This is a genomic window from Synechococcus sp. RC10B2, from assembly GCF_047502635.1.
In genome coordinates this window covers 1-22,793 of sequence record NZ_JANSHO010000090.1, presented here as the reverse complement: position 1 = coordinate 22,793, position 22,793 = coordinate 1, and the positions used below count along the sequence as shown (strand labels likewise).

The following is a 22,793-nucleotide window of genomic DNA, read 5'->3' as shown; positions in this document are numbered from 1 at the left end:
ACTGTCTAGGGGCGTCTTGACAGCGCCTTCGCGAGTCCATTTGGGTGGGAGTGTCAAATCCCACGCTGAGGTCTCAGGCTTCTGCCATAGTGGAATTGGTCTTTTGTTGCTCCGTCTCTATGCTCAACTACCCGCCCAGCCATCCGGATCCCACTGTTGTCGACTTCTACCATGGGCAAGCGGTGCCGGATCCCTATCGCTGGCTGGAGGATCTGGATTCTGAGCAGACGCGAGCTTGGATCGAGGCGCAAAACCGCCTAACTTTTGACTACTTGCAGCGGATCCCGGCCCGGCAGCGGCTTCTGGAGCGCCTGAGGCAACTGTGGAACTACGAAAAATACAGCCAGCCCTTCAAAGAGGGCAACCGCTACTTCTACTTCAAAAACGACGGCCTGCAAAACCAGAGCGTTCTCTATACCCAAGAAAGCCTGGAGGGAGAGGCGCGGGTTTTGCTAGATCCCAACACCCTCTCGGAAGACGGCACGGTGGCCCTCTCAGGGATTGCCATCAGCCGCGACGGGCGCTACCTGGCCTATGGTCTCTCCCGCTCCGGCTCCGACTGGCAGGAGTGGAAGGTGCGGGATATCGAAACGGGAGAAGACCTGCCGGATCACCTGCGCTGGATTAAATTCTCCGGGGCCAGCTGGACGCTGGACGGGCAGGGATTTTTCTACAGCCGCTACGACGAGCCGGCCCCTGGCAGCGAGTACGAAAGCGCCAACTACTTCCAAAAACTCTACTACCACCGCCTGGGCACCCCCCAGTCGGAAGATCTCTTGGTCTACCACCGCCCTGACCAAAAAGAGTGGGGCTTTGCCGGCGGGGTTACCGAAGATGGAGACTACCTAATCATCTCCGTCTGGCGGGGCACGGATCCCAAAAACCTCCTCTTCTACAAAGACCTGCGGGATCCCAGCTCGCCGGTGGTGGAGCTTATCCGCGAGTTCCAGGCCGAGTACGCCTTTGTCGGCAACGACGGCTCCCGCTTTTGGCTGTTGACGGACCTCCAGGCTCCCCGGCGGCGACTGGTGGCCATTGATCTCGACAACCCAGGTCAGTTGCAAGAGGTGATCCCCGAAGCCGAGGAGACCCTGCAGGGAGTTAGCCTAATCCACAACCAGTTCGTTGCCTTCTACCTCAAAGACGCCCACACCCAGATCCGGACCTTTGCTTTAGACGGCACCTACCTGGGGGAAATCCCCCTGCCGGGGCTGGGATCCGCCAGCGGCTTTGGCGGCAAGCGCCACGACACCGAGACCTTCTACACCTTCACCAGCTTTACCACTCCCCCCACCATCTACCGCTACGACTTCACCAGCGGCCGCAGCACCCTCTTCCGTCAGCCCCAGGTGGATTTCGATCCCCAGGCCTATGAGGTGCAGCAGGTGTTCTACGCCAGCCAAGACGGCACCCGCATCCCCATGTTCCTTGTCCACCGCCGCGGCCTAGCGCGGACAGGGGATCACCCCACCCTGCTGTACGGCTACGGCGGCTTTGGCATCTCTCTGACCCCCAGCTTTTCGGTGGGCCTGGTGGCCTGGCTGGAGATGGGAGGGGTTTACGCCCAGCCCAGTTTGCGCGGCGGCGGCGAATACGGGGAAGCCTGGCACCAAGCGGGCACCAAGCTCAACAAGCAAAAGGTCTTCGACGACTTCATTGCCGCGGCTGAGTGGCTCATGGCCAACGGCTACACCAACCCCTCCAAGTTGGCCATCGCCGGCGGCAGCAACGGCGGCCTCTTGGTGGGGGCCTGCCTGACCCAAAGGCCGGATCTCTTTGCAGCAGCCCTCCCCGCCGTGGGGGTGTTCGACATGCTGCGCTTTCATAAGTTCACCATCGGCTGGGCCTGGATTTCCGAGTACGGATCCCCGGAAGACCCGGAGGAATTCAAGGCCCTCTACGCCTACTCCCCCCTGCACAACCTCAAGCCCGGCACCGCCTACCCCGCCACCCTGATCACCACGGCAGATCACGACGACCGGGTGGTGCCCGCCCACAGCTTCAAGTTTGCCGCCGCCCTGCAGGCGGCCCAGGGGGGATCCCAGCCCATCCTCATTCGCATCGACACCAAAGCCGGCCACGGGGCCGGCAAGCCCACTGCCAAGCTCATCGAAGAGACCGCCGACCGCTGGGCCTTCTTGGTGCAGGTGCTGGGGATCCAAGCGGGCTAGCGACTCCGCGCCGGCAACCCCCTAGGCCCCAGGCCCACCCGACCGGCATAGACGGCCGCTTCCCCCAGCTCGTCTTCGATGCGCAGCAGTTGGTTGTACTTGGCGATGCGCTCGCTGCGGCAGAGGGATCCGGTTTTGATCTGGCCGGCGCGGGTGGCCACCGCCAGGTCGGCGATGGTGGTGTCTTCTGTCTCACCGGAGCGGTGGCTGATGAGGGTGCGAAAGCCCGCCTGAACGGCCAGTTGAATGGTCGAGACCGTCTCTGTCAGGGTGCCGATCTGGTTGAGCTTGATCAAAATGGCGTTGGCAGCGCCGCTGTCGATGCCTTTCTGCAGCCGGGCCGGGTTGGTTACAAACAGGTCGTCCCCCACCAGTTGCACCCGGGATCCCAAGCGGGCGGTCATGGCCTGCCAGCCGGCCCAATCTTCTTCCGCCAGCCCGTCTTCCAGGGAGAGGATGGGATAGTTGGCCAGCAGTTGCTCGTAGTAGTTCACCATCTGCTCGGCGCTGCGGGCTTTGCCCTCGAAGTGGTACTGCCCATCCTGCAGCAGCTCGTTGGCCGCCACGTCCAAGGCCAAGGCGATATCCTCCCCTGGCCTGTAGCCCGCCTGTTCAATAGCCGTCATCAATAGATCCAAAGCTGCGGCGTTGGAGTCGAGGTTGGGGGCAAATCCGCCTTCATCCCCCACCCCCGTGAACAGTCCCCTCTGCCGCAGCACTTGTTTTAGGGCTGCAAACACCTCGGCTCCGTAGCGCAGCGCCTCGCGAAAGCTGGGTGCTCCGATGGGCACGATCATAAATTCTTGAATATCGAGGTTGTTGTCGGCGTGGGCGCCGCCGTTAAGCACATTCATCAGCGGCGCCGGCAGCAGGTTGGCAAAGGGTCCACCCAGGTACCTGTACAAAGGCAGGCCCACTGCACTGGCAGCCGCCTTAGCTGTAGCCAAAGAAACTGCCAAGATGGCATTGGCTCCCAGTTGCGACTTGTTGGGGGTGCCGTCCAGATCGATCAGCAACTGGTCGATGCGGGCCTGGTTGAGGGCATCTTCCCCTCGCAGCTCCGACTGGATGGGGCCGAGGATGTTTTCCACTGCCCTCAGCACACCCTTGCCCCCGTAGCGCTTGGGATCCCCGTCCCGCAGCTCGTGGGCCTCAAAAGTGCCGGTCGAAGCGCCACTGGGCACCTGGGCCAAGCCGGTTGCCCCATTGGCTAGGCCCACCAAAGCTTCTAAGGTCGGCTGCCCCCGGGAGTCGAGGATCTCATGGGCGGTAATCCACTCGATGGCCGTTTCCACAGTTGCACCTCAGCAATTGGCTAGACAGTTCTGGCCGAAGCCAGATTGCCAATAGACTAGTGGATTTTTGCCCCCGGATCCCTTTGGCTTCCGGAAAACTTTAATGGGCACAGGCGGCACAGTTGCTTTCGGTCTGAGCTAGGAACAGGCAGGGAGTAGCTGAGAACATAAAGCCCTATCTCCGTCCACAGCTTCAGATGTCTCGACATCTCCTCTGGGCTCCTTACCCCTTGGCTGGGCCAACTCTGGCTTGATTGAAACTAATCTCAAGAAAAAAGAGATTTTTTATCACTAGCTGCCACGGAATCCCTTGCTTAAACCCGGCCCTTCAGGAACAACTACCGCCTACGAGAGCCGCAGCCTGCGAAGTCAATCCAGCTTTTAACAAAACTTAATCCTAAGTATATTGATATCTTTTCTCAAGAAGCTTAGAGTAGACTACAGCTTAAAGTTGAGATTTACTATCAATAATTGGTTGTATGGCTCGAAAGGATGTGTCCGTGCGGCCAGAGGCAGCTCTGGGGCAAAGTCTCTGGCCTTTTCCTAAAAAAGCTTGTTTAGCAACGCAAAAGAGCGGGGATGACAGCGACAACATTGAGGGCAAGAAGGGGGATCTAACTTGCAAAAGTAGATCCCCTAGGGGGCGGGCAACGCCCGTTTGACTGATCTTTTTGGCTGCTGGGGGCGCATGTGGCCCATGCAGCGAAAAATGTTTTGCTGTAGCCGAGAACAGCTCCTGGTGCGTATAGCCCAGAGCCTTCTGCCAGCTTCAGAACAGTGGCGAGCGCGCTCACTCTCCTATGCCCTGGCTAAAGATTTAGACACTTCCCCCATACCTCACTCCCTATTTCAGGTGGTAGCGATTCCAACCCAGAAAGTGTCGGTGCCGATGTTGGTTTGCGCCAGCGAGGATGACCCCATTGTGGATCCCGCTTCGCTCGAGAAGTGGGGAAACCACTTAAAGCCAGGGGATCAAATGTGGTTTTGCCCTGGGGGACGACAGTTTTTTCATTATTCTTTTCCAAGTTTGGTCAATCTGAAAATCATGGATTTTTGGCAGGAATTGCGTAAATTTCAGCCCAGCATGGCCTAAGGCGGCTGGAGTTTTGCGGGATGATGGGCATGGCCGCTCATCCCAACAGGAGAGGGGCTCCGTTTGCAGCCCAGGTCGAGCCCCTGACAATAGAAAAACGGGCAGGGGTGGAAGGAGGCCATTGAGCTTCCGGTAAAATTGATTGGTAGAATAGGGCCAGCCCCCGACGTGGATAGGGAAGGGGCGGGCTTAAGTGTGGGATCCGCGACTATGTTCGACAAACTGCTCTTTCCCATCGACAACTCGCGCGAAACTAGCCACGCCCTGCCCTTGGTGGCGGACATAGCGCAGCGCTACAAGAGCCAGGTCTATCTGCTCTCCGTCCTAGACAGCACGGACCTGAGCCCAGAGCAAGCCGAGCAAGCCCGCCAAAGTATCCACAACTTGCTCAAACAGGCTGAGGCTGGCCTCCAGCAGATTGGCATCCAAAATGTCAAGAGCGAGTATCGCGAGGGGAAGGTTCCTTTTGTCATCTGCGACGTGGCGGACGAGCTGGAGATCAGCCTAATCGTGATGGGATCCCGCGGCATCAGCCTAGCCGAAGGCCGGAAAAACGAATCCGTCAGCCACCGGGTCATCGACCTCTCCCCTTGCCCAGTGCTGGTAGTACCCTGAAGACCAGACCTTCTCTTTCCGGGGAGTGTGTTGAAGTTGTCTCAAAATGTTGCCTTGTGTAACAGCAAGGCCGTTTTTGTTCGTGTTGAGCAGGAGTCTGCTGTACAACGAAGAGCGAGGTAGCCCGGATTACTGGTTACACCCCTGGGAATCGGTATGGAAAATCAAAGTCGTGGTCACAACAAGGCCTCGCAGAGAACCTTCGAGGTGATGCGGCATTTCGCAGAAACCTACGCCAAACGTACCGACACTTTTTTCTGCTCTGATCCTACGATTACGACGGCAGTGATCGAAGGCTTGGCTCTCCACAAAGAGCAGTTGGGCGCTCCGCTCTGTCCCTGCCGCTTTTACGAAGACAAAGAGGCGGAAGTGAAAGCCGGCTATTGGAACTGCCCCTGCGTGCCAATGCGCGAGCGCAAAGAATGTCACTGTATGCTCTTCTTAACCCCAGACAACCCCTTTGCCGGCACCAGCCAAACCCTAGAGGAGGTGCCCCTGGAATACCAAACGAAATAATCGGCCAAGTGCCTGTCATTGGAGGGGACGATCGGGCGGGGAGGGGTGACAAAGATCGGTATAGTCAGAGAATAGCTGGGTAGTTGCTATTCGCAGGAGGAGGAAACTCTTTTATGACTCCCTCACTGGCTAACTTTCTCTGGAGCTTGCTGTACGGCGCAGTGGTGCTGGGGCTTCTCTTCGGCGCCATCGTCTTCGTCAGCCAAAGAGATAGGGTGCGTCGTCGCTGAGTCTCCTGCTCGCCAGGGCTTGTCTGCGGATTGCCCACCGCCCTTTATGATCTAAAGCTGATCTGGCGACATCCCGGGAGCGTTGACCCACCCCCTGCACTACTGGCGGCAAAAAAACCGCTACTACCACGAGGATCTGGAGCGGCTGCACCGCTTCTTCGTTCCCCCAGGCCTGCGCATTCTGGAAATCGGCTCCGGCACCGGATCCCTGCTCAACGCTTTGCAGCCCAGTTTTGGGGTGGGGATTGACTGGGACGCAGAGATTGTTGCCCAGGCGCAGAGGCAGTTTCCCCATCTTCACTTTCGGGTGCAGGATGCCCACACGCTGGACAAGCAGGATCCCATCTTAGCGGAGCCTTTTGACGTTATTTTGCTCGTCAACACCTTGGGCTACCTGGCAGACGTTCAGCAGGTTCTTGAGCGGCTGCGCCGTTTTTGTACCCCGCGCACTCGCCTGATCCTCTCGTACCACAACCCCCTCTGGGAGCCGCTGCTAAGCCTGGCGACCGTCCTCAAGCAGCGCATGCCCCTGCCGGCAGCCAACTGGCTCTCGGCAGGCGATGTGGCCAATTTGCTGCACCTAGCAGGGTACGAGGTCATTCAGCAGGGCAAGCGGCTGTTGTTGCCGCGGCGGATCCCACTGCTTTCGACGCTGATTAACCGCTTCATTGCCCCCTTGCCCGGGATCAACGCCCTTTGTCTAACGGAATACACGATCGCCCGCCCCCAGCCCGATCCCGCCTGGGATCCCCCCCTTGAGGAGCAACCTTCTTGCACAGTGGTGATCCCAGCCCGCAACGAGGCGGGCAACATCCGCCGCTGTGTGCAGCAGTTGCCAGAGATGGGATCCCGCACCGAGATCATTTTTGTAGAGGGGCATTCCAGCGACGACACCTGGGCTGAGATCCAGCGGGTTCAGGACGAATACCAGGGGATCCGCACCATCCAGGCTCTCCGGCAAGAGGGCAAAGGCAAGGGAGATGCGGTGCGCAAGGGGTTTGCCGCGGCCAGCGGCGATGTGCTGATCATTCTCGACGCCGACTTGACTGTCCAGGCGGAAGAGCTCCCCAAGTTTTTCCGCGCGGTGGCCTCCGGGCGGTGCGACTTTGCCAACGGCTGCCGCCTCGTCTATCCCCTGAAACCAGAAGCGATGCCGCGCCTCAACCAGTGGGCCAATCGTTTTTTTGCCGCTCTCCTCTCCCACATTCTCGGCATCCGCATCAAAGATTCCCTCTGCGGCACCAAGGCCCTGTGGCGGGAGGACTATTGGCAGATTGCCAAGCTGCGGCAAGAATGGGGGGATTTTGACCCGTTTGGGGATTTCGACCTGTTGTTGGGGGCGGCCAAGCGCACCCTCAAGATCCTGGACATCCCGGTGCGCTACTTCCCCAGAACCTATGGGCGCTCCAACATCCAACATGTGCGGGACGGGCTGCGGCTGCTGCAGATCTGCGCTTTTGCCCTCAGCCGCTTCAAGGGATCCTGAGCCCTAACCCCTTCAACACGGTTTTGATCCAGACGGGCCGCTTCCCCATCCGGATCCCTGCCCAGCCTCCCAGAAGTTGTTACAATAGTTAGCCATTGAAAAATGCATGGATCAGCCCTGAGAAAAACCGCCACAGGAAAAAGCAATGGGGGAATCCGTGTTGAGCAGGCTCGGCCAATGGATCTCAAGTACTCCCCTACGCTCCCTCGATCGAGCCTATGAAGCTGCCCTGCGCATCAAAGCCATCGAAGACCGCTACTTTCAGGGGGGATCCATCGGCAGCAACGGAAACCACGGCCAAAACACCAGCCGCTACTTTCAGATCCAATTGCGCCAGGAATTGCGTCAAATTGATCTTAGTTTAGCGGAGTTCAGGGCCAGTAGCGTTTTTTCTCGCCTGCCGGATCCCGAGCAAAATGGCAGCGGCCCTCCCTTCTCTTCCGACAAAGATCAGGCCAAAGAGGCCCCCGTCGGCCCTTCTGAAAACGACGGTAAAGACGCTGAAAATGGCCGGCAAAGTCGGGATCCCTCGATTTTGGAAAAGCTGGAGTTTATCGATCAGGTGACCTCGCGCTACAAGCGCCCCGCTGCTCAACCCAGGTCCACCTCCCCTCCGCCCAACTCTCAAGAGCAACCAGAGCCACTGACCTCAAGCCAGCCGGAGCCCTCCGATCCCTCCATCAAGACCAATCTTGCTAAGACAAACCTCGACAACAGCAATGCCCCGGTTGCCTCTAAAACGGCCCTCCTGCCTCGCTCCATCCTGCGTACGGCCAACCAGATCCGCCGTGAGCTGAGTTCGCAGGCAGAAGAAGAGCTGCTCCAGGAGTATCGCAGCCAACGCACGCGCACACTGGTGGCAGTTCGGTTTTTGTTGCTGCTGGCCATTTTGCCGCTGCTTGTCCAGATTTTCTCGAAACACTTCCTGTTCGGGCCGTTGGTGGATCGCTTTCAGCCGCGGGAGCCCACCATTCTGGCTCTGAGCTACGAATTTCAAGAAAAGGCTCTCTCCGAGTTTGAGTTTTTCAAGGAAAAAATAGAGTTTGAGCGGGCTTTACACCACCAATCTCCAGAGCTCGACCTGGAATCCGAAGACCAACTGTCCAAGAAGGCAGAGGAGTTGCTGCAAAAATACAGCCGTAAGAATTTGGAAGGCCTCAAGAACGTCCTTGCCGACGTGCTATCGCTGCTGGTGTTTGGCTGGCTGATCTTCATCGGGCGCGAGGAAATTGAAGTTCTCAAGTCTTTTTTGGATCGCCTGATCTATGGCCTCAGCGACAGTGCCAAGGCTTTCATTATTATTCTCTTCACAGATGTGTTCGTCGGCTACCACTCTCCCCATGGCTGGGAGGTGCTGCTGAGCAGCTTAGCTGCCCACCTGGGTCTGCCAGAAAACCGCAATTTTATCTACGGCTTTATTGCCACTTTTCCGGTTTTCCTCGATACACTCTTTAAGTACTGGATCTTCCGCTACTTGAACCGCGTATCGCCGTCGGCGGTGGCCACCTACCACGCCATGAACGATTGAGGGTTTGCAGTTGCCTTCATCGAGAATCCAGGCCGCTGCCGCCACCATCCACAACCTCAGGGGGAGTTCCCCTCACCCCCGGCCCCTCTCCCTCTGGGAGAAGGGAGCTGGGGATCGACCTAACGAGTTGTTTCGTTGCCCCTGGAAACAGCCCTAATTTGAGTTCCCTGAGTTAGCTGCGCACGCGCAAGGACTGGCGATGGCAAAACCCGCAGACCAACCAACGCTCCAGTTCGGCGGCAGGGGCGGGGCAGCCACAGGCAGGGCAAGGGAACAGGTTTTGCTGAGTTTGTCTCTGTTTCACCAGTCGGGCCCAACGTTCGAAAGCGGCTTTAGCATCGGCGGGAGACGGCCGTGAGCCGGAGCGGCGAGCGGTTGCAGGCTGCTTTTGGGCTGGGGTTGCAGATGAGATGGGGTAAAACTTGCCTACCAACTCCGCATCAGGGTGGGGAGCGGACGGGCTGGATCCCTCGTGCCAAGCGCCGGGGCTGAAGCGAATGTCGCTGAGAGGAGGGTGCAGGCGGCTGTTGAGTTTCCTGAGAATGAGCTGGCGCTGCAGAGTTAAGTTTTGCGCCCAGGACGGGGTAGAGGTGGCCACCTGTAGCACCTGGCGGCGCAGGTTGAGGGGATAGGTTTGCGCTGCTACCGCCTCTCCCACCACTTCCGGCCAGAGCTGTCTTAGGAGCTGCATTTGCTTCAGTTCAGCCCAACACGGATGGCTGCCAAAGCTACCCAGTGCCTCATCTAACCGTTGCAGCATGGTGTCGCTCAGGAAACGCCATTTTGGTCTTCCAACGATTTTGCCGCTTCGCTGAGGGCGGACTGAATGGAAGCGGCATCGGGCAGGGAACGGGATCCGCCGTTTTGACTGGGGGGAGCAAATCCTTCGAGGCTGCGAATGTGAATATCTTGCTGGGGGAAGGGGATGCGGATCCCACGCCGGCGAAACTCTGCTTCGATGGCAAAGTTCAGCTCGCTGATCAAGACAAATTGATCCTGGGGCCGGTTGATCCACACCAGCAGCTCAAAGTTGAGGGAAGAGGGGCCAAAAGACTTGAGCCACACCTGCGGGGCGGGGCTGCTCAGTACCCGCGGATTTTCCTTGGCGGCGCTGAGCAGGGCTTCGGTGACCAAGGTGGTATCGGAGCCGTAGGCCACGCCCACGGGAATGTGGATGCGACAGCGGGGATCCCGGTAGCTCCAGTTCACCACCTTCGACTCGGTGAAGCGGGAGTTGGGCACGATTACAAAGATGCGATCCAAAGTGCGCAGGACGGTGGCCCGCGGGCCAATGCGCTCCACGGTGCCGAGCAGGTTGTCCACTTCCACCAGATCCCCGACTTGGATGGGGCGCTCCAGCAGGATGGCGATGTAGCTGATGTAGTTGTTGGAGAGGTTTTGCAGACCAAAACCGATCCCCAAACCCACCGCCCCGGCAATCACCGCCAGGGATCCCAAATTGAGGCCACTGAAGGGCAAGACCAAGAGGATCCCGAACAGGGTGAGGATGTACTTGAAGATGGCCGTTGTAGACTCCTGGGTGCCCAGATCCAGTCCCAGCCGGCTCAGAAACCGCTGCTTAAAGCCAACGCTGACGTAGTGGGCAACGGTGAAGACCAAAGCGGCCAGCACAAAAAAGACCAGCAAGCTGGCGATGGAGACGCTGGAATTGGGCAGCGGTTGGGTGAGGACGCCCAGCGCCGTGGCCACCACGCGCCCCAAGCCCAGGTAAAAAGCGCGCTGAAAAGGCCGCAGGGCAGGTATAAAGCTGATGCCGCGATCCAGAGAGATGCCGGCAATGAGAATTGCTCCCAGGCCTCGCAGCAGCACCCCTGCGATGTCGATCCAGCTCCCCCAGGCCGGGTCGGCCTTGAGCTCCAACCAACTTTGCAGGCGGACGAGACTGCGGTCGAACAGCCGCCAGAGAAAGAACCCCACTGCCACGGTGGCCAGCCCGGCCAGGATGGTGAGCATCAGCACGCGCGGATCCTGCGCCCGCTGCAGATCCAGCCGATCCTGCCGGTACTCGGCAATGGCTTGCTCCAGCCGCCGCGCCCAAGTGTTGGCCACCAGACGCACGTCGTTGAGGCTCACCTGGCCCAGCGGCACCCTGCGCTCGGCGGCGGCGTCGGCATAGGTGACGGTAAACAGATACCGCTGGGTGGCCTCAAAGCGACCTCTTTCTCCCAGGCGGAGGACGTACTGGCCGTTGGCATCCTGGGCCACCCGTACCTCCGGCTCTGGCAACTGGCCTTCTTCCAAGAAGCGCTCAATGATTGCCCGCACGTTGTCGGCCCGCACATCGCTGGGGTATTCTGCCGTCTGCAGGCGAAACACCGGAATGTTCCCCACCAAGACTTCTGTGCCCTCTTGGCCGGTCAAGGGGATCCGCAGTGGGCTAGAGGTCGGGGAAGGGGATCCCTCAAGAGTTGGCGCTTCGGCAGGAGTGGGGTGGGAAAAGCCGGGATCCCGCAACTCGAGGGCTTGGGCCACCGGGATCCCAGCAGCCTTGGAGACCGGAGCGGGCAGGAGCCAGAGGCCAATCCCGGCTATCAGCCCCACCGCCAGGGCCGCTCCCTTCAGCAGGACAGAGTCTCGAATGGCTCGTTGGACCCGAACGCCCATTGTCTTGGGGATCCCTAGGATGCTGCTGTAAGCCTATGGTGGCATAAGCAAATCCCGATTTTGGCCGATCCAAGCGAGGACCTTAAGTGCTCTGATGGTGGCCCAAAAGGCGTTGGCGCAGCTTTTTAATTTGGTCTCGCAGTTGCGCAGCTTCTTCAAATTCCAGGTTTTTGGCCGCTGCTTTCATCTTCAGTTCCAGTTGGCCGATCAGCTCTGGAATCTCCGAAAGAGGGATTTCGTCTGCAACTGGAAAGGCTTTTTCCAGGTCTTGGCTGTTGAGTTTGCGGGAGATGGCCAAAAAAGACAGAATGGCGTTGCTGTTTTTCTTAATAATGGGCTTAGGAGTGATGTTGTGTTGGCGGTTGTATTGCAATTGAATCTCCCGGCGGCGCTGGGTTTCGGCGATGGCCCGGGCCATGCTGCCGGTCAGGGTGTCGGCGTACATCACCACCGTGCCACGGACATTGCGCGCTGCTCGCCCGATCATCTGAATCAGGGATCGCTCCGCCCGCAAAAATCCCTCTTTATCCGCGTCCAAAATGGCCACCAAGGAGACTTCCGGCAAATCCAACCCTTCCCGCAACAAATTGACCCCTACCAGTACGTCAAAAGCTCCTTCGCGAAAATCTTGTAAAATTTCGATCCGCTCAATTGAGCTGATCTCGGAATGCAAATAGCGAACCCGGATCCCGCGTTCTTGCAAGTATTCTGTGAGATCTTCGGCCATGCGTTTGGTGAGGGTGGTCACAATGACCCGTTCCGGGAGGCCCTGCTGCGAACGTTCCAATCGCAGGTAGATCTCTCCCAACAAATCCTCCACCTGCCCGGCTGTGGGGCGGACATGCACTTCCGGATCCACCACCCCGGTGGGCCGAATGACCTGTTCTATAACCCGACCGGTGCCCGGCACATAGAACTTCAGGGTTTTGCCGTTTTCCACCACCGTTTCAAATTGGGCTCCGCTTTGCTCCAGTTCCCAGTTGCCGGGCGTGGCGGAAACAAAGACGCATTGGTGGACTTTGGCCCAGAACTCCTCGGCTTTGAGAGGGCGGTTGTCGAGGGCGCTGGGCAGGCGAAACCCGTGATCCACCAGCACCTGCTTGCGGGCGCGATCCCCATTGTACATGCCGCGGATTTGCGGCACGGTGACGTGGGATTCGTCCACCACCAAGAGCCAATCGTTGGCCTTGAAATAGTCCACTAAACAAGCAGGCGGCTCCCCTTCCTTGCGCCCCGTCAGGTGCCGAGAGTAGTTTTCGATGCCGTTGCAATAGCCCACCTCCCGCAGCATTTCCAGGTCGTAGCGGGTGCGCTGTTCTAGCCGTTGGGCTTCCAGTAGCTTGCCTTGTTTGCGAAAGAAAGCCAGTTGCTCCTCCAGCTCCTGCTCAATGTTGAGGATCGCCTGCTGCAACTGGGCTTCTGGCGTTACAAAGTGGCGAGCCGGGTAGACTCTGAGGGCGCTGAGGCTGGTCAAAATCTCACCTGTAACCGGATCAATCAGGCGAATGGCCTCGATCTCATCGCCAAAAAATTCAATGCGGATCACCCGATCTTCATACGCCGGCACAATTTCCAGCACATCGCCCTTGACGCGAAATCGCCCCCGCGCCAGCTCCAGGTCGTTGCGCTCGTACTGAATGCCGGCCAGATCCCGCAAGACCTCCCGCTGGTTGATCTCCTGGCCGACTTGGAAGGGGATGGAAGCCTTCAGGTATTCCTCCGGCATGCCCAAGCCGTAGATGCAGCTTACCGAGGCCACCACGATGACATCTCGCCGTTCAAATAGAGAGCGGGTAGCGGAGTGCCGCAACATGTCGATCTCATCGTTGATGGAAGAAGACTTGGCGATGTAAGTATCGGTGCTGGGCACATAGGCTTCCGGTTGATAATAGTCGTAATAGCTGATGAAATATTCGACGGCATTGTAGGGAAAAAGCTCTCGCAGCTCGTTACACAGTTGGGCGGCCAAGGTTTTGTTGGGAGCCATCACCAAGGTGGGCCTGCCGACTTGCTGGATAGTATGGGCAATGGTAAACGTTTTGCCGGTTCCGGTTGCCCCCAGCAGGGTTTGAAAGCGATGGCCCTCTAAAATCGACTTCACCAAGCCGGCAATCGCCTTGGGTTGATCCCCCGTGGGCTGATAGGAAGAAACCAGTTGAAACTCCGACATAAGTCTATCCGTTGATCTTTTGAGGATCCATGGTTGAGTGTTCTGGTTAAGACTTTTAATTTAGACAACTGGGCAGTTACAGCCTGCTTGGCCAGAACCTATATCGTCCCATAAGCTAAAACCTTTGTCAGTGGAGTTTCCGTCGGTGCGCTGGATCTCCTGACGAAAGAGCAAGCTGTAGTTGAATTCGGCGGCTACACCTCACAGGCTGTAAATTTGTCCATCGATTAGCAGATGGGTAATGCCTTTCTTCTGCAATTGTGGGCGTACAATCTCCAGAATGTATCCGGGAAATTGGATGACCCGGTAGGGCGGATAGGTGTTGCTGCCACGACGGCTCATCTCGGAAAAGCGCCGAGCCACCTTGTGGTTGTCGAAAATGGGCAGCGTATTGGCGTTTTCGATCCCCTCTACGGGCAGGGATCCCAGCCCCAGAAATTCCTTGAGGGGGCGGGTGGTCAGCTCTTGGTAGCGATCCACCACAACATAACAGGTCTCAGGCAGGTCGAGCTTCTCTAGGGGGAGTACTTGGATGTGATGGACGGGATCCGCCAAGGGATCTTCTGAGGGCACCGCTGCCGCGTCGTCTAAAAAATCGTCGGCATCCTCTTCTTCGTCGTCATCGTCTTCTTCGTCTTCCAGGTCGTTGTCCTCGTCGTCTTCTAGGTCTTCTTGAAGCTCGGCTACGAGCTGGGCCGGCAATTCTTCGGGGGCCAGTTCTGCCACCGTGGCCGTCCTGTCCTCAGGGATCCGCTCCCCTTCGCTGACATCGCTGAGATCGGAGGCGTCGGCAGCCCCCTGTGGGGGCAAGACCTGTTGCCCCTCCATGCCGTCCAGGGGAAGGGTGGGTTCCTCGCCCGTGTCTTTGCGGCGAGCTGCTGAGCGTTTGAGCTGGATCAGCCGCTGGTACTCGTCGGCAGCGATGTTTTCCTTGAGGACACGGGTGATGGTGGTAACGCTTACCCGAAATTGCTCGGCCAATTCGGCGGCAGTGGCTGCCGAGCCGCGGTAGGTGCTAACAATTTGCTGTTGTTCTTGTTCTGAAAGTTTGCTGCGGCCCATCGCGGTTATCCCATCCCAAAACTTGGACTCATGGGCAGGCGGCGGTTGCCCGACACAGCCGGTTGAGGCCGGCGGCCAGCGCTTCCCGCTCTAGTTCCTTGCCGATGAAGACAATTTTTGACCAACGCGGCTCATCGGGATCCCACTCCCGCTCCAAGAAGAGGGTCTGTCGTCGGCCCACCTGATGAAAGATAACCCGCTGCGGCTCGTCCGCAACCCACAGCACCCCCTTGGCGCGAAAAATCGTCTCCGGCAGATCCTGCAGCCAATCGCGGAAGGCCGCCAGATCCAGCGGTTGCTGCAGTTGAAAGCTCAGAGATTGGATCCCGTCTTCTTCCAGATGGTGACTGGGGTGAGCGTGACCTTCAGCCTCGGCAGCGGAGAGCTTGGGATCCCACAGCTCTGGGCGAAAGGCGTGCACATCCAAAATGCGGGCCAGGGGCACCTGGGCGTGGGTGGTGGGCAGACAGGGAGCGTCGGGGTTGTAGCGACGCAGATCTAACAGGATCTTCTCTTGTTCGGCTGGGGTGATCAAATCTACCTTGTTCAGGAGCAAGATGTCGGCGCTGCTGATCTGGTGGGCGGTAGTTTGGGACCGCTGGAAGTTGCGCCAGTACTCGGCCCCATCCACCAGGGTCACCATCCCATCCAGGCGCAGCTCCTCGTGGAAGGTTCTCTGTACAAACAGCTCGGCCACCTGCCTGGGATCCGCCACGCCGCTGGTCTCCACCACCAGGTAGTCCAACGCCTGGGCATGCTGAAGCAGCTCGCGAGCCGCCCGTTCGAGATCCTCCCGCACCGTGCAGCAGAGACAGCCGTTGCTGAGCTGCATCAGCCCTCCTTGGGGCATGTTGACCAGTTCGCCATCGATGGAGATCTCGCCAAACTCGTTGAGGATAACCCCGATGCGCAGCCCGTGTTCCTCCTGCAAGATGCGCTTGAGCAGCGTGGTTTTACCACTGCCCAAAAAGCCCGTCAAAATTGTAACCGGAAGCTGAGCTTTCATACATTCATTACATATCAATCACTCAAGACTCAATCGACAAGCGGCCAACAAACCCTTTTCTCAGGTTCTCTGGAGGCTCTACTAGCTTAGCTCCAGGGCCAGTTTTCCAGGATCTGGACTGAATGGCGGCGCTGCTGGGATCCCTAAGCCAGCAGGTTCGGGTGGACGAGGTGGGCATGCAATCCACCTACCCCGTCTGGGTGGGCTGCGCCGGCAGATCCGCTGGGCCGATGTCGAGCGCCTTGACCTCGCTCCACCAGCCAGGGGGGCCTGTTGACACTCCCACCGTCTAAAGGCGGGGGATTCTTACGCAGTCCACAAAAGAACCCGCAACGGCGTTGTCAAAGCGCCTCTAGACAGTTCCTTAACGCAAAGCCCCAAGGTTCTGCTGACTTTCTTAAGCAGGTTGGCGGCAGCATTTGCCTCAGCCCAGAGGGTCTCCACCCGTCGGGTTTTTCACCATAACTAGGTAGCTCATCTCCATCTAGGAAGCTTGCCTGCGAGCTGTACGCCTCCTCTACCTCAATAAACTCCATGCCATAATGCTGACATAATTGCACGATACGCTCCTTGAACCGACCTGTTGGGACGAAAACAAAGTTTTGGTTAAAACCGCATTCTTGTTTTTGTTCTTTGTTCCAACCTAAGTAAGCGATAGTGCGAGAGGAAAGTCAACGGTACAATCACTACAACCATGGTGTGGGGCTAGCGGTTGTTTATCTTATTTTTTGGCCAAAGAGTAAGGAAAGAGGTCTTGGTGGGAGAAGTCAGGAAGAGGTTGTTTGAGCTATGAAACTATATCAACGACCCCCATCATGGGTAAGCGACTAAAGTGGCTAGCGGGCTTTTCCGCCCCGCACTCAAGTGCGGGGCTACCCAGCTATCCTTTTGTGTACTACCTGGTCAGCGGCCCTATGTCCAGCCTTGGATGGACAGGCTGCTGGGGGTTTGCCCTGTTGCTCTTGCTCTGGATGGGATCCTGGCCTTCTGGGTTTGGATGGGGAGCTAGCTCCAGCGGGGCAAGTAGCAGGAAAAATCCTGTTTTTTAACAAACCGAAAGGGCCCGGAAAGGGATCCCCAGACCACCTGATCTGTTTCGGGATCGCGCCCCTGATCCAGGCTGTGGAAGTAGTCGGCCCCGATTTCAAACTCGCTATAGAGGTAGGTGGTTCTGCCCTTGCGCTCGACGATACAGCCCTTGCCGGGTACGCTGCGGCCCCGGTAGCAGGATCCCGTCCATTCCACCTGAACCGCGCAGCCGGGCAAAAGCTCCAGCTCTGCCGCCGCCAGGCTGGCCAGTTTTCCCAGATCTCGGCCAGCACATTTGTAGGCCTCCGGGGATCCCAGGGCGTAGTTTTGAATGCGGATCCCGTCTGGCGTCTCGAAAAGGTGGATGACCCGCTGCCGGTAGGGCTGGTCGGGGTAGATATCGTACAGTTGCTCCACGTAAAACCCTATCCCCTGAAACACCGACCACGGCAGAGGGCATTGGTAGACGTGAATGTTGGCGAACCAGACCGGCTCGGCTATAGCCTGGTGCAGATTGTTGAAATGTCCGGCCATCCAGGTGGCCAGTTGGGCCAGTTGCGGCGAAACCGACATAGCGCAAGTGACATACTCCCGTCTCTCACCCTAAAGCGCTCTGCGCCGCTGACGCGAACGGGTAGAGAGCAGGCTTCTCGCTTCGAAGGACTCCGTTCCGCTAGCGCGAACGGGGAGCTATTGCAAGAACCCTCTGCAAGCAGCCACGGAATGCCCTATCGCAGGGCTGTACCAGATTCCGGCAACGCCGTTTTGTACAGCCAATCTGATTTTACGATATTTTTTGCGGGGGTGGCTGTATCCCGACCCTGACTGCCCCCCAATCGGATATAGGGGGGTACAGGGCGGGGCTTATCCACCCCCGCACCCCCAGAAGCGTAAGCGTGCAAGCCTATTATCCGGGACGGCAGGCCCGCTTGCCAAAACCAGCTCTAGGGATCCAGTTTGGCCGACAGGCTAGAGTAGAGAAGCTCGATCCCCTCCGCTTGGGATCCGATTTGCCTTTCAATGGATTTGCGAACGGCGCTATGTCTGCCCCACCCCTTCCCCTGCTTGGGCAATCCCTAGCTGCCTTGAAAGACTGGGCGGTTGAGCAAGGGCAGCCGGCCTACCGCGGCCAACAACTGCACACCTGGCTCTACCACAAAGGGATCCGCTCCCTGCAGGAGGTGACGGTCTTTCCCAAGGCCTGGCGCGAGGCGCTGCAAGAGTATCCCGTGGGGCGCTCCCAGGTGGTGCAGCGGATAGAATCCCGCGATGGCACGGTCAAGTTTTTGCTGCAGTTGGCGGATGGGGAGTTGATCGAGACGGTGGGGATCCCGACCGCCAGGCGGCTGACCGTCTGCGTTTCCTCCCAGGTGGGCTGCCCCATGGCCTGCAACTTCTGCGCCACCGGCAAGATGGGCTACCGGCGCAACCTCAAGCTGCACGAAATCCTGGATCAGGTGTTAACGGTGCAGGAGGACTTTGGCCGCCGCGTCAGCCACGTGGTTTTCATGGGCATGGGGGAGCCCCTGCTCAACCGCGACACCGTGGTGCAGGCCATTCGCAGCCTCAATCAGGATATTGGCATCGGCCAGCGGCACATCACCCTCTCCACCGTGGGCGTGCCCCGCCAAATCCCCTGGCTGGCCCAGCAGGATCTGCAAATTACCCTAGCCGTCAGCCTGCACGCCCCCAACCAGGAGCTGCGGCAGCAGTTGATCCCTTCCGCAGCCCACTACCCCCTGGACGCCCTTATTCAAGATTGCCGCGACTACATGCTCTGCAGCGGGCGGCGGATTAGCTTTGAGTATACGCTGCTGGCCGGGGTCAACGACCTGCCCATCCATGCCCGCCAACTGGCCCACCTGCTGCGCCAGGCCAGCCAGGCGGGGGCCCGCCTGCACGTCAACCTAATCCCATACAACCCCATTGCCGAGGCCGACTATCAGCGCCCCCACCCGACGCGGGTGGCGGAGTTCGTCCGCCTGCTTGAAGAACACCACGTGCAGGCCAGCGTGCGCCAAACCCGCGGTCTGGATAGCAACGCTGCCTGTGGCCAGTTGCGGGGATCCTTTTTGCGCGCTTCCCCTGAGCCGGCCCCTGGCCGTTCCTAGGCGCTGCCGGCTCTAGAGAGGTCTTTTGCCGCCGCCGGAGCGGGATCTGGGCTTTGGGGGAGCCAAACGCGGAAATGGGTCCATCCTTCCAGGCTGCTGACGGAGATCCGGCCCCCCATGTGCTCCACCAGTTGCTTGACCAGGGACAGCCCCAGGCCGGTGCCGCCGTGCTTCCAGCGATCCGACTGCGGGATGCGGTAGAACTTCTCAAAGATGCGGGGCAGCTCCGCCTCTGGGATCTCGCTGCTGTTGCTGCAGACGAAGAGGATCCCTTCTCCTTCCTGGGCCACCCGCAGGTGGATGGATCCCTCGGGGGCGGTGTACTTGATGGCATTGTGCAGCAGCTCGCGCAAAATGCGGCCCAGAGCCGTGGGATCCGCCTCAAGGGGTGGGATCCCCTCTTCTAGGCGCAGTTGCAAGTTCTGCTTTTTGCCCTGGGCTAGAGGCTGGGCTGCCGCCACCAGATCCCGCAAATAGTGCGGCAGGAAGATCTCTTCCGGCTGGAGCAGATACTTCTCGGCTGCCAGTCGCTGCATGTCCAGCAGGTCGTTGATGAGATCAATTTGTCGGTTGCATTCTTTGAGAGCGATGGCAAAATAGTGCTGCTGTTTCTTAGGGTTATCGCAGGCTATTTGCAGCATCTGCAGGGCCATGCGCACGTTGGTCATGGGGGTGCGTAGCTCGTGGGAGACGGTACTCAAGAAATCATCCTTGAGCAGGTTGAGCCGCTCCAATTCCTTCACTTGGGCCCGGGTCTCCTCGTACAGACGGGCCTGGCGCAGGGCCAGGGCGCACAGGTTGACCACCTGATAGGCCAGTTGTCTCTCGGCTTCGGAAAACTCCTGCTGCCGCTCCAACAGCAAGAGCCCCAGCCGCTCTTGGTGGTTTCGAAGGGAGCAGGCCAAAAGCTGCACCCAGTGCCCGCCTTTTTCCTTTTGACAACAGCAGTGGACTTCCCAGGGCTGCTCGAGAAAAGCATGGGAGTGCAGCAGGTGCACCAGCTCAGGGTCGTTGAGATAGACGGGATCCGCCTCCTCCGGAAACGAGCAAGCCGGGATCCAGCCTGAGCCCCCGGCGCCGGTCAAGAGAATGTGGCAGCCGCTTAGGTGGAGGGCTTCGGCCAGGCTCTTGACCACCTCTTCCAGGATCTCCCCCTCGTTGAGGCTGGCCACCATCTGGCCGCTGAGGGAGCGCAGCACCGCCTCAAAGCACAAAGCCTGCTGCAGCTTAGCGGTGCGCAGCGCCACTTGCGCTTCCAGCTCGCGGTTGAGGGCTTCTAGCTGCTGCTGGGCCCGCTTTTGCTCGGTGATCTCCCGCCCCACCGCCAGGATCTCCACCAATTGGCCTTGGCTGTCGAAAATGCCCTGACCCACCCAGCTCACCCAGCGGGACTGGCCACTTTCGCCGGGGTACTCCCGCTCGCTGCGGTAGAAAGGACGTTCAGGCGTAAGAGCCGCAAGAGACTGCAGCACCGCCTCCCGTTCTTGCGGCGGCAGAGAGTCCACCCAGCGCCTGCCTATTGTTTCTTCTGCCGAACAACCAAAAAAGCGCAGGTAGGCAGGGTTGACATAGGTAATGCGGCTATCGGGCAAAGAGCGACAGATCAGCTCCGTCTGCTGCTCCACCACAGCGCGGTACTGCTGCTGCTGTTGCCAGAGGCGATCCAACAGCGCCTGTTGGCTGGCCGCCGCCTGTTGCCAAGCCTTGGCCAGGGTCTGCACCTCCCAGATGGGGCCGGGATCCACAGGGGGCCAGGCCGGGATCCCAGTTTGCACAAATTGCTCCGCTATTTGGGTCAGGCGGCGCAGCGGGCGAGAGAGGGCTTCACTGAGGAGGATCCCAGCTCCCAGAAAGCCCAGCAGCAGCCCCCCGCCCAAGAGGGCCGCCTGCTGAGTGCTGCGATAGACAGGGGCGAGAAGGATCTCCTCCGGGATCCCCTGTACGAAATAGAAACTCAGCCCCCCTTCATCCTGAATGGCCGTCACCTGTGCCAGATAACGGATCCTGTCCACCCTAAGGCGCAGCAGCCCTTGTGAGGCCGCCATCTCCCAGGATCCCACCTGCGCTTGCACAGCCAGCAGCAGCGGGTGGGGGGAGAGCTCCTCCGTGCCGGCCACCACCTGGCCCTCTTCATCCAGCAACCAGCTCACCCCCGGATACCCCAAGCTGACCTGCAGATCTTCCAGAAAAGCCTGCAGTTGCTGAGCCGAGAGAGCAGCCACCAGGCTGCCGTAAACCCCGCCCTCCCCATCCGCCAAGGGCAGCGCCGTCAGGACCAGCCGCTCCGGCCTTTGATGGGGAGACTCGACAAAAAAGTTGCTCACCACCCAGGTACGGCGGGCCCCTTCCTGTTGCAGGACTGCGGGAAACCTAGACAGCCGCCGCAGATCCACAAAGCCCAATTGCCGCGTCAAGCCGGTGGGATCCCCGCTTTCCGGATCCCGTTGGCGGCCTTGGACGGATCCCGGCTTCAGGCCCGGCGTGTGGTAAGTCCAGATCGAGCCATCGGCGTGGCGGCGGGCCGTGATAAACCCCCCCTGCTCAGAGACAAAGCCGACATAGCTCAGCTCGGGAAACTGCTGCAACTGGCGGGCAAAATACGCTTCCAAGACTTCCAGATCGCGAGGCTGAGGAGCGGCCAGATTGGGCAACAGCCCCCAGCGCACCGCTCCCTCAGTGAGGGCATTGACCTGCAGGGGGGCCTGCAGATACCGGTGTAGGTTCTCCTCGGCTCGGTGGTTAACCTCACGCTTCAGGTGCTCGGCCAACTGCAGCGCCATCTGCCGCCCGGCTCGCCAGGAGAGGTAGCTCACCCCGCCCGCCCCCCCGGCCACCGCCAACAGCAGCGGCAACAGCAGCGCCACCTGCAAAGGGATCGACCGAGAAGCCAGGGAGGGCAAGCGCATCCGGGAAGCAATCGAGGAAAATAGCATGGGATCCCTAGGCTTGAGGAGGTTCTAGCGCTCGCTGCACAGCGCCGAGGACAACTTCGGCACCCATGGCCAACAGCGCCACCGGGATCGCCCCCACCAGCAGGATGGCGGTGTCGTAGAGGGCAAACCCCAGCGTGATAAAGCTGCCCAGCCCGCCCGCCCCGATAAAGGCCGCCAACGTGGCGCTGGCAACCACCTCGATAGTAGCAGTTTTAACGCCGGCCAAGATTACCGGCAACGCCAAAGGGATCTCCACATAGCGCAGCACCTGGGCAGGGGTCATGCCCATGCCCAAGGCGGCTTCGCGTAGGGCCGGATCCAGGCTGCGGAAGGCCACGTCGGTGCTGATTAAAATGGGGGGCAAGGCCAAGATCGTCAGGGCAATGGCCGCCGAGCGGAAGCCAAGGCCAAAGTAGGGAATGGCCAAAAACAAAATCGCCAAGCTGGGGATCACCCGCAAGCTGCTAAAAGCATTGATCACCACCAGAGAAACCACCTGCGAGCGGGAGCTGCCAAAACCCAGCGGCAGACCCACCAGCAACGCGATCCCCAGCGGCACCGCCACCAGTTGCAGGTGTTGGAGGAAAGCTTGAAGTAGCAGGTCGCTGTTGCTTTGAGCATAGTCCAAGGAGCGGGCCAGGAGGCTCATCGAGAGCATGACTCTAGTCAATGATATGCTGGACTATACTGAAAATAATGTACAATATGTTCAGTATGGCTGCTTGGTATGGCTAGGTATGTAAAACCGAGAGAAGCGGCGGATTATTTTGGGGTGTGTCTCCACACCTTGAGGCGATGGGAACAGAAAGGCTGGATCAAAGCAATACGTACTCCATCTGGTAGGGCAAGAAGGTATGACCTCGACAGCTACATCAGAACGCCAAAGAAAGCCAAACGAGTCGTTTTGTACGCCCGAGTCAGCA

The 22,793-nt window shown here is 59.1% G+C and carries 19 protein-coding genes and 1 pseudogene; 11 read left to right on the top strand and 9 right to left on the bottom strand.

Going from position 1 to position 22,793, the window contains the following annotated elements; translation table 11 throughout:
- Positions 1–119: 119 nt before the first annotated feature.
- Positions 120–2,171: a prolyl oligopeptidase family serine peptidase gene (locus tag NW855_RS14330; RefSeq protein ID WP_011431346.1), complete on the top strand. Its 2,052-nt coding sequence runs from the start codon at positions 120–122 to the stop codon at positions 2,169–2,171.
- Here NW855_RS14330 and eno read toward each other — a convergent pair.
- Entirely contained in the window at positions 2,168–3,466 is a 1,299-nt protein-coding gene (gene eno / locus NW855_RS14325) for a phosphopyruvate hydratase (protein WP_414402778.1), read from the bottom strand. The genes NW855_RS14330 and eno overlap by 4 nt on opposite strands.
- A 658-nt stretch (positions 3,467–4,124) precedes the next feature.
- On the opposite strand from eno, the gene NW855_RS14320 reads away from it, so the two are divergent.
- From NW855_RS14320 to pxcA, 6 genes are all read left to right on the top strand, one after another.
- Positions 4,125–4,559, top strand: a complete 435-nt coding sequence (locus NW855_RS14320) for an alpha/beta hydrolase (protein ID WP_240527803.1) — start codon at positions 4,125–4,127, stop codon at positions 4,557–4,559.
- A 210-nt stretch (positions 4,560–4,769) separates the two neighbouring features.
- Positions 4,770–5,174: a universal stress protein gene (locus NW855_RS14315; RefSeq protein WP_414347076.1), complete on the top strand. Its 405-nt coding sequence runs from the start codon at positions 4,770–4,772 to the stop codon at positions 5,172–5,174.
- A 156-nt stretch (positions 5,175–5,330) separates the two neighbouring features.
- Positions 5,331–5,690: a ferredoxin-thioredoxin reductase catalytic domain-containing protein gene (locus tag NW855_RS14310; RefSeq protein ID WP_414390276.1), complete on the top strand. Its 360-nt coding sequence runs from the start codon at positions 5,331–5,333 to the stop codon at positions 5,688–5,690.
- Between the two features lie 113 nt (positions 5,691–5,803).
- Positions 5,804–5,920 (top strand): photosystem II reaction center X protein, encoded by a 117-nt coding sequence (locus NW855_RS14305; protein ID WP_011431350.1) that lies wholly within the window; start codon positions 5,804–5,806, stop codon positions 5,918–5,920.
- An 82-nt stretch (positions 5,921–6,002) separates the two neighbouring features.
- Positions 6,003–7,406, top strand: coding sequence for a glycosyltransferase (locus NW855_RS14300; protein WP_099812766.1), 1,404 nt, complete (start codon positions 6,003–6,005; stop codon positions 7,404–7,406).
- Positions 7,407–7,563: 157 nt separating this feature from the next.
- A complete protein-coding gene (gene pxcA, locus NW855_RS14295; protein WP_414402780.1) occupies positions 7,564–8,934 on the top strand; it encodes a proton extrusion protein PcxA in 1,371 nt (456 codons plus the stop codon).
- A 172-nt stretch (positions 8,935–9,106) separates the two neighbouring features.
- Here the strand turns inward: pxcA and NW855_RS14290 are convergent, their stop codons facing one another.
- From NW855_RS14290 to NW855_RS14270, 5 genes are all read right to left on the bottom strand, one after another.
- Positions 9,107–9,625, bottom strand: a complete 519-nt coding sequence (locus NW855_RS14290; protein ID WP_240527320.1) for a DciA family protein — start codon at positions 9,623–9,625, stop codon at positions 9,107–9,109.
- 77 nt (positions 9,626–9,702) lie between these two features.
- Complete coding sequence (locus NW855_RS14285; RefSeq protein ID WP_414347069.1) at positions 9,703–11,559, bottom strand: mechanosensitive ion channel family protein; 1,857 nt, start codon at positions 11,557–11,559, stop codon at positions 9,703–9,705.
- A gap of 82 nt (positions 11,560–11,641) precedes the next feature.
- Positions 11,642–13,729, bottom strand: coding sequence for an excinuclease ABC subunit UvrB (uvrB, locus tag NW855_RS14280; protein ID WP_011431356.1), 2,088 nt, complete (start codon positions 13,727–13,729; stop codon positions 11,642–11,644).
- Between the two features lie 201 nt (positions 13,730–13,930).
- Positions 13,931–14,791 (bottom strand): hypothetical protein, encoded by an 861-nt coding sequence (locus NW855_RS14275; protein WP_414508991.1) that lies wholly within the window; start codon positions 14,789–14,791, stop codon positions 13,931–13,933.
- Positions 14,792–14,819: 28 nt separating this feature from the next.
- A complete protein-coding gene (locus tag NW855_RS14270) occupies positions 14,820–15,797 on the bottom strand; it encodes a CobW family GTP-binding protein (protein WP_011431358.1) in 978 nt (325 codons plus the stop codon).
- 122 nt (positions 15,798–15,919) lie between these two features.
- Here NW855_RS14270 and NW855_RS14265 point away from each other — a divergent pair, with 122 nt between their 5' ends.
- Together NW855_RS14265 and NW855_RS14260 are read left to right on the top strand one after the other, a co-directional pair.
- Complete coding sequence (locus tag NW855_RS14265) at positions 15,920–16,090, top strand: hypothetical protein (protein ID WP_011431359.1); 171 nt, start codon at positions 15,920–15,922, stop codon at positions 16,088–16,090.
- A gap of 364 nt (positions 16,091–16,454) precedes the next feature.
- Positions 16,455–16,587, top strand: a pseudogene (locus NW855_RS14260) (IS200/IS605 family transposase); the annotation flags it as partial.
- 215 nt (positions 16,588–16,802) lie between these two features.
- Here NW855_RS14260 and NW855_RS14255 read toward each other — a convergent pair.
- Positions 16,803–17,399: a chromophore lyase CpcT/CpeT gene (locus tag NW855_RS14255; RefSeq protein WP_011431360.1), complete on the bottom strand. Its 597-nt coding sequence runs from the start codon at positions 17,397–17,399 to the stop codon at positions 16,803–16,805.
- A 467-nt stretch (positions 17,400–17,866) separates the two neighbouring features.
- Between NW855_RS14255 and rlmN the strand changes: the two genes are divergently transcribed.
- Positions 17,867–18,937, top strand: a complete 1,071-nt coding sequence (rlmN, locus tag NW855_RS14250; protein WP_414508990.1) for a 23S rRNA (adenine(2503)-C(2))-methyltransferase RlmN — start codon at positions 17,867–17,869, stop codon at positions 18,935–18,937.
- Here the strand turns inward: rlmN and NW855_RS14245 are convergent.
- Positions 18,934–21,870 (bottom strand): ATP-binding protein, encoded by a 2,937-nt coding sequence (locus NW855_RS14245; protein WP_414508989.1) that lies wholly within the window; start codon positions 21,868–21,870, stop codon positions 18,934–18,936. The genes rlmN and NW855_RS14245 overlap by 4 nt on opposite strands.
- Positions 21,871–21,877: 7 nt before the next feature.
- Positions 21,878–22,519 (bottom strand): ABC transporter permease, encoded by a 642-nt coding sequence (locus NW855_RS14240; RefSeq protein WP_011431363.1) that lies wholly within the window; start codon positions 22,517–22,519, stop codon positions 21,878–21,880.
- A gap of 78 nt (positions 22,520–22,597) precedes the next feature.
- On the opposite strand from NW855_RS14240, the gene NW855_RS14235 reads away from it, so the two are divergent.
- Positions 22,598–22,793: MerR family DNA-binding transcriptional regulator (locus NW855_RS14235; protein WP_414508988.1), on the top strand; the 196-nt coding region annotated here is incomplete at its 3' end.

Coding starts and splice junctions, on each gene's coding strand:
- NW855_RS14285 (WP_414347069.1), bottom strand. CDS start 11,559: ATGGGCGTTCGGGTCCAACGAGCCATTCGAGACTCTGTCCTGCTGAAG.
- NW855_RS14305 (WP_011431350.1), top strand. CDS start 5,804: ATGACTCCCTCACTGGCTAACTTTCTCTGGAGCTTGCTGTACGGCGCA.
- NW855_RS14275 (WP_414508991.1), bottom strand. CDS start 14,791: ATGGGCCGCAGCAAACTTTCAGAACAAGAACAACAGCAAATTGTTAGC.
- NW855_RS14265 (WP_011431359.1), top strand. CDS start 15,920: ATGGCGGCGCTGCTGGGATCCCTAAGCCAGCAGGTTCGGGTGGACGAG.
- NW855_RS14315 (WP_414347076.1), top strand. CDS start 4,770: ATGTTCGACAAACTGCTCTTTCCCATCGACAACTCGCGCGAAACTAGC.
- uvrB (WP_011431356.1), bottom strand. CDS start 13,729: ATGTCGGAGTTTCAACTGGTTTCTTCCTATCAGCCCACGGGGGATCAA.
- NW855_RS14290 (WP_240527320.1), bottom strand. CDS start 9,625: ATGCAGCTCCTAAGACAGCTCTGGCCGGAAGTGGTGGGAGAGGCGGTA.
- rlmN (WP_414508990.1), top strand. CDS start 17,867: ATGTCTGCCCCACCCCTTCCCCTGCTTGGGCAATCCCTAGCTGCCTTG.
- NW855_RS14255 (WP_011431360.1), bottom strand. CDS start 17,399: ATGTCGGTTTCGCCGCAACTGGCCCAACTGGCCACCTGGATGGCCGGA.
- NW855_RS14240 (WP_011431363.1), bottom strand. CDS start 22,519: ATGAGCCTCCTGGCCCGCTCCTTGGACTATGCTCAAAGCAACAGCGAC.
- NW855_RS14330 (WP_011431346.1), top strand. CDS start 120: ATGCTCAACTACCCGCCCAGCCATCCGGATCCCACTGTTGTCGACTTC.
- NW855_RS14245 (WP_414508989.1), bottom strand. CDS start 21,870: ATGCTATTTTCCTCGATTGCTTCCCGGATGCGCTTGCCCTCCCTGGCT.
- NW855_RS14310 (WP_414390276.1), top strand. CDS start 5,331: ATGGAAAATCAAAGTCGTGGTCACAACAAGGCCTCGCAGAGAACCTTC.
- NW855_RS14270 (WP_011431358.1), bottom strand. CDS start 15,797: ATGAAAGCTCAGCTTCCGGTTACAATTTTGACGGGCTTTTTGGGCAGT.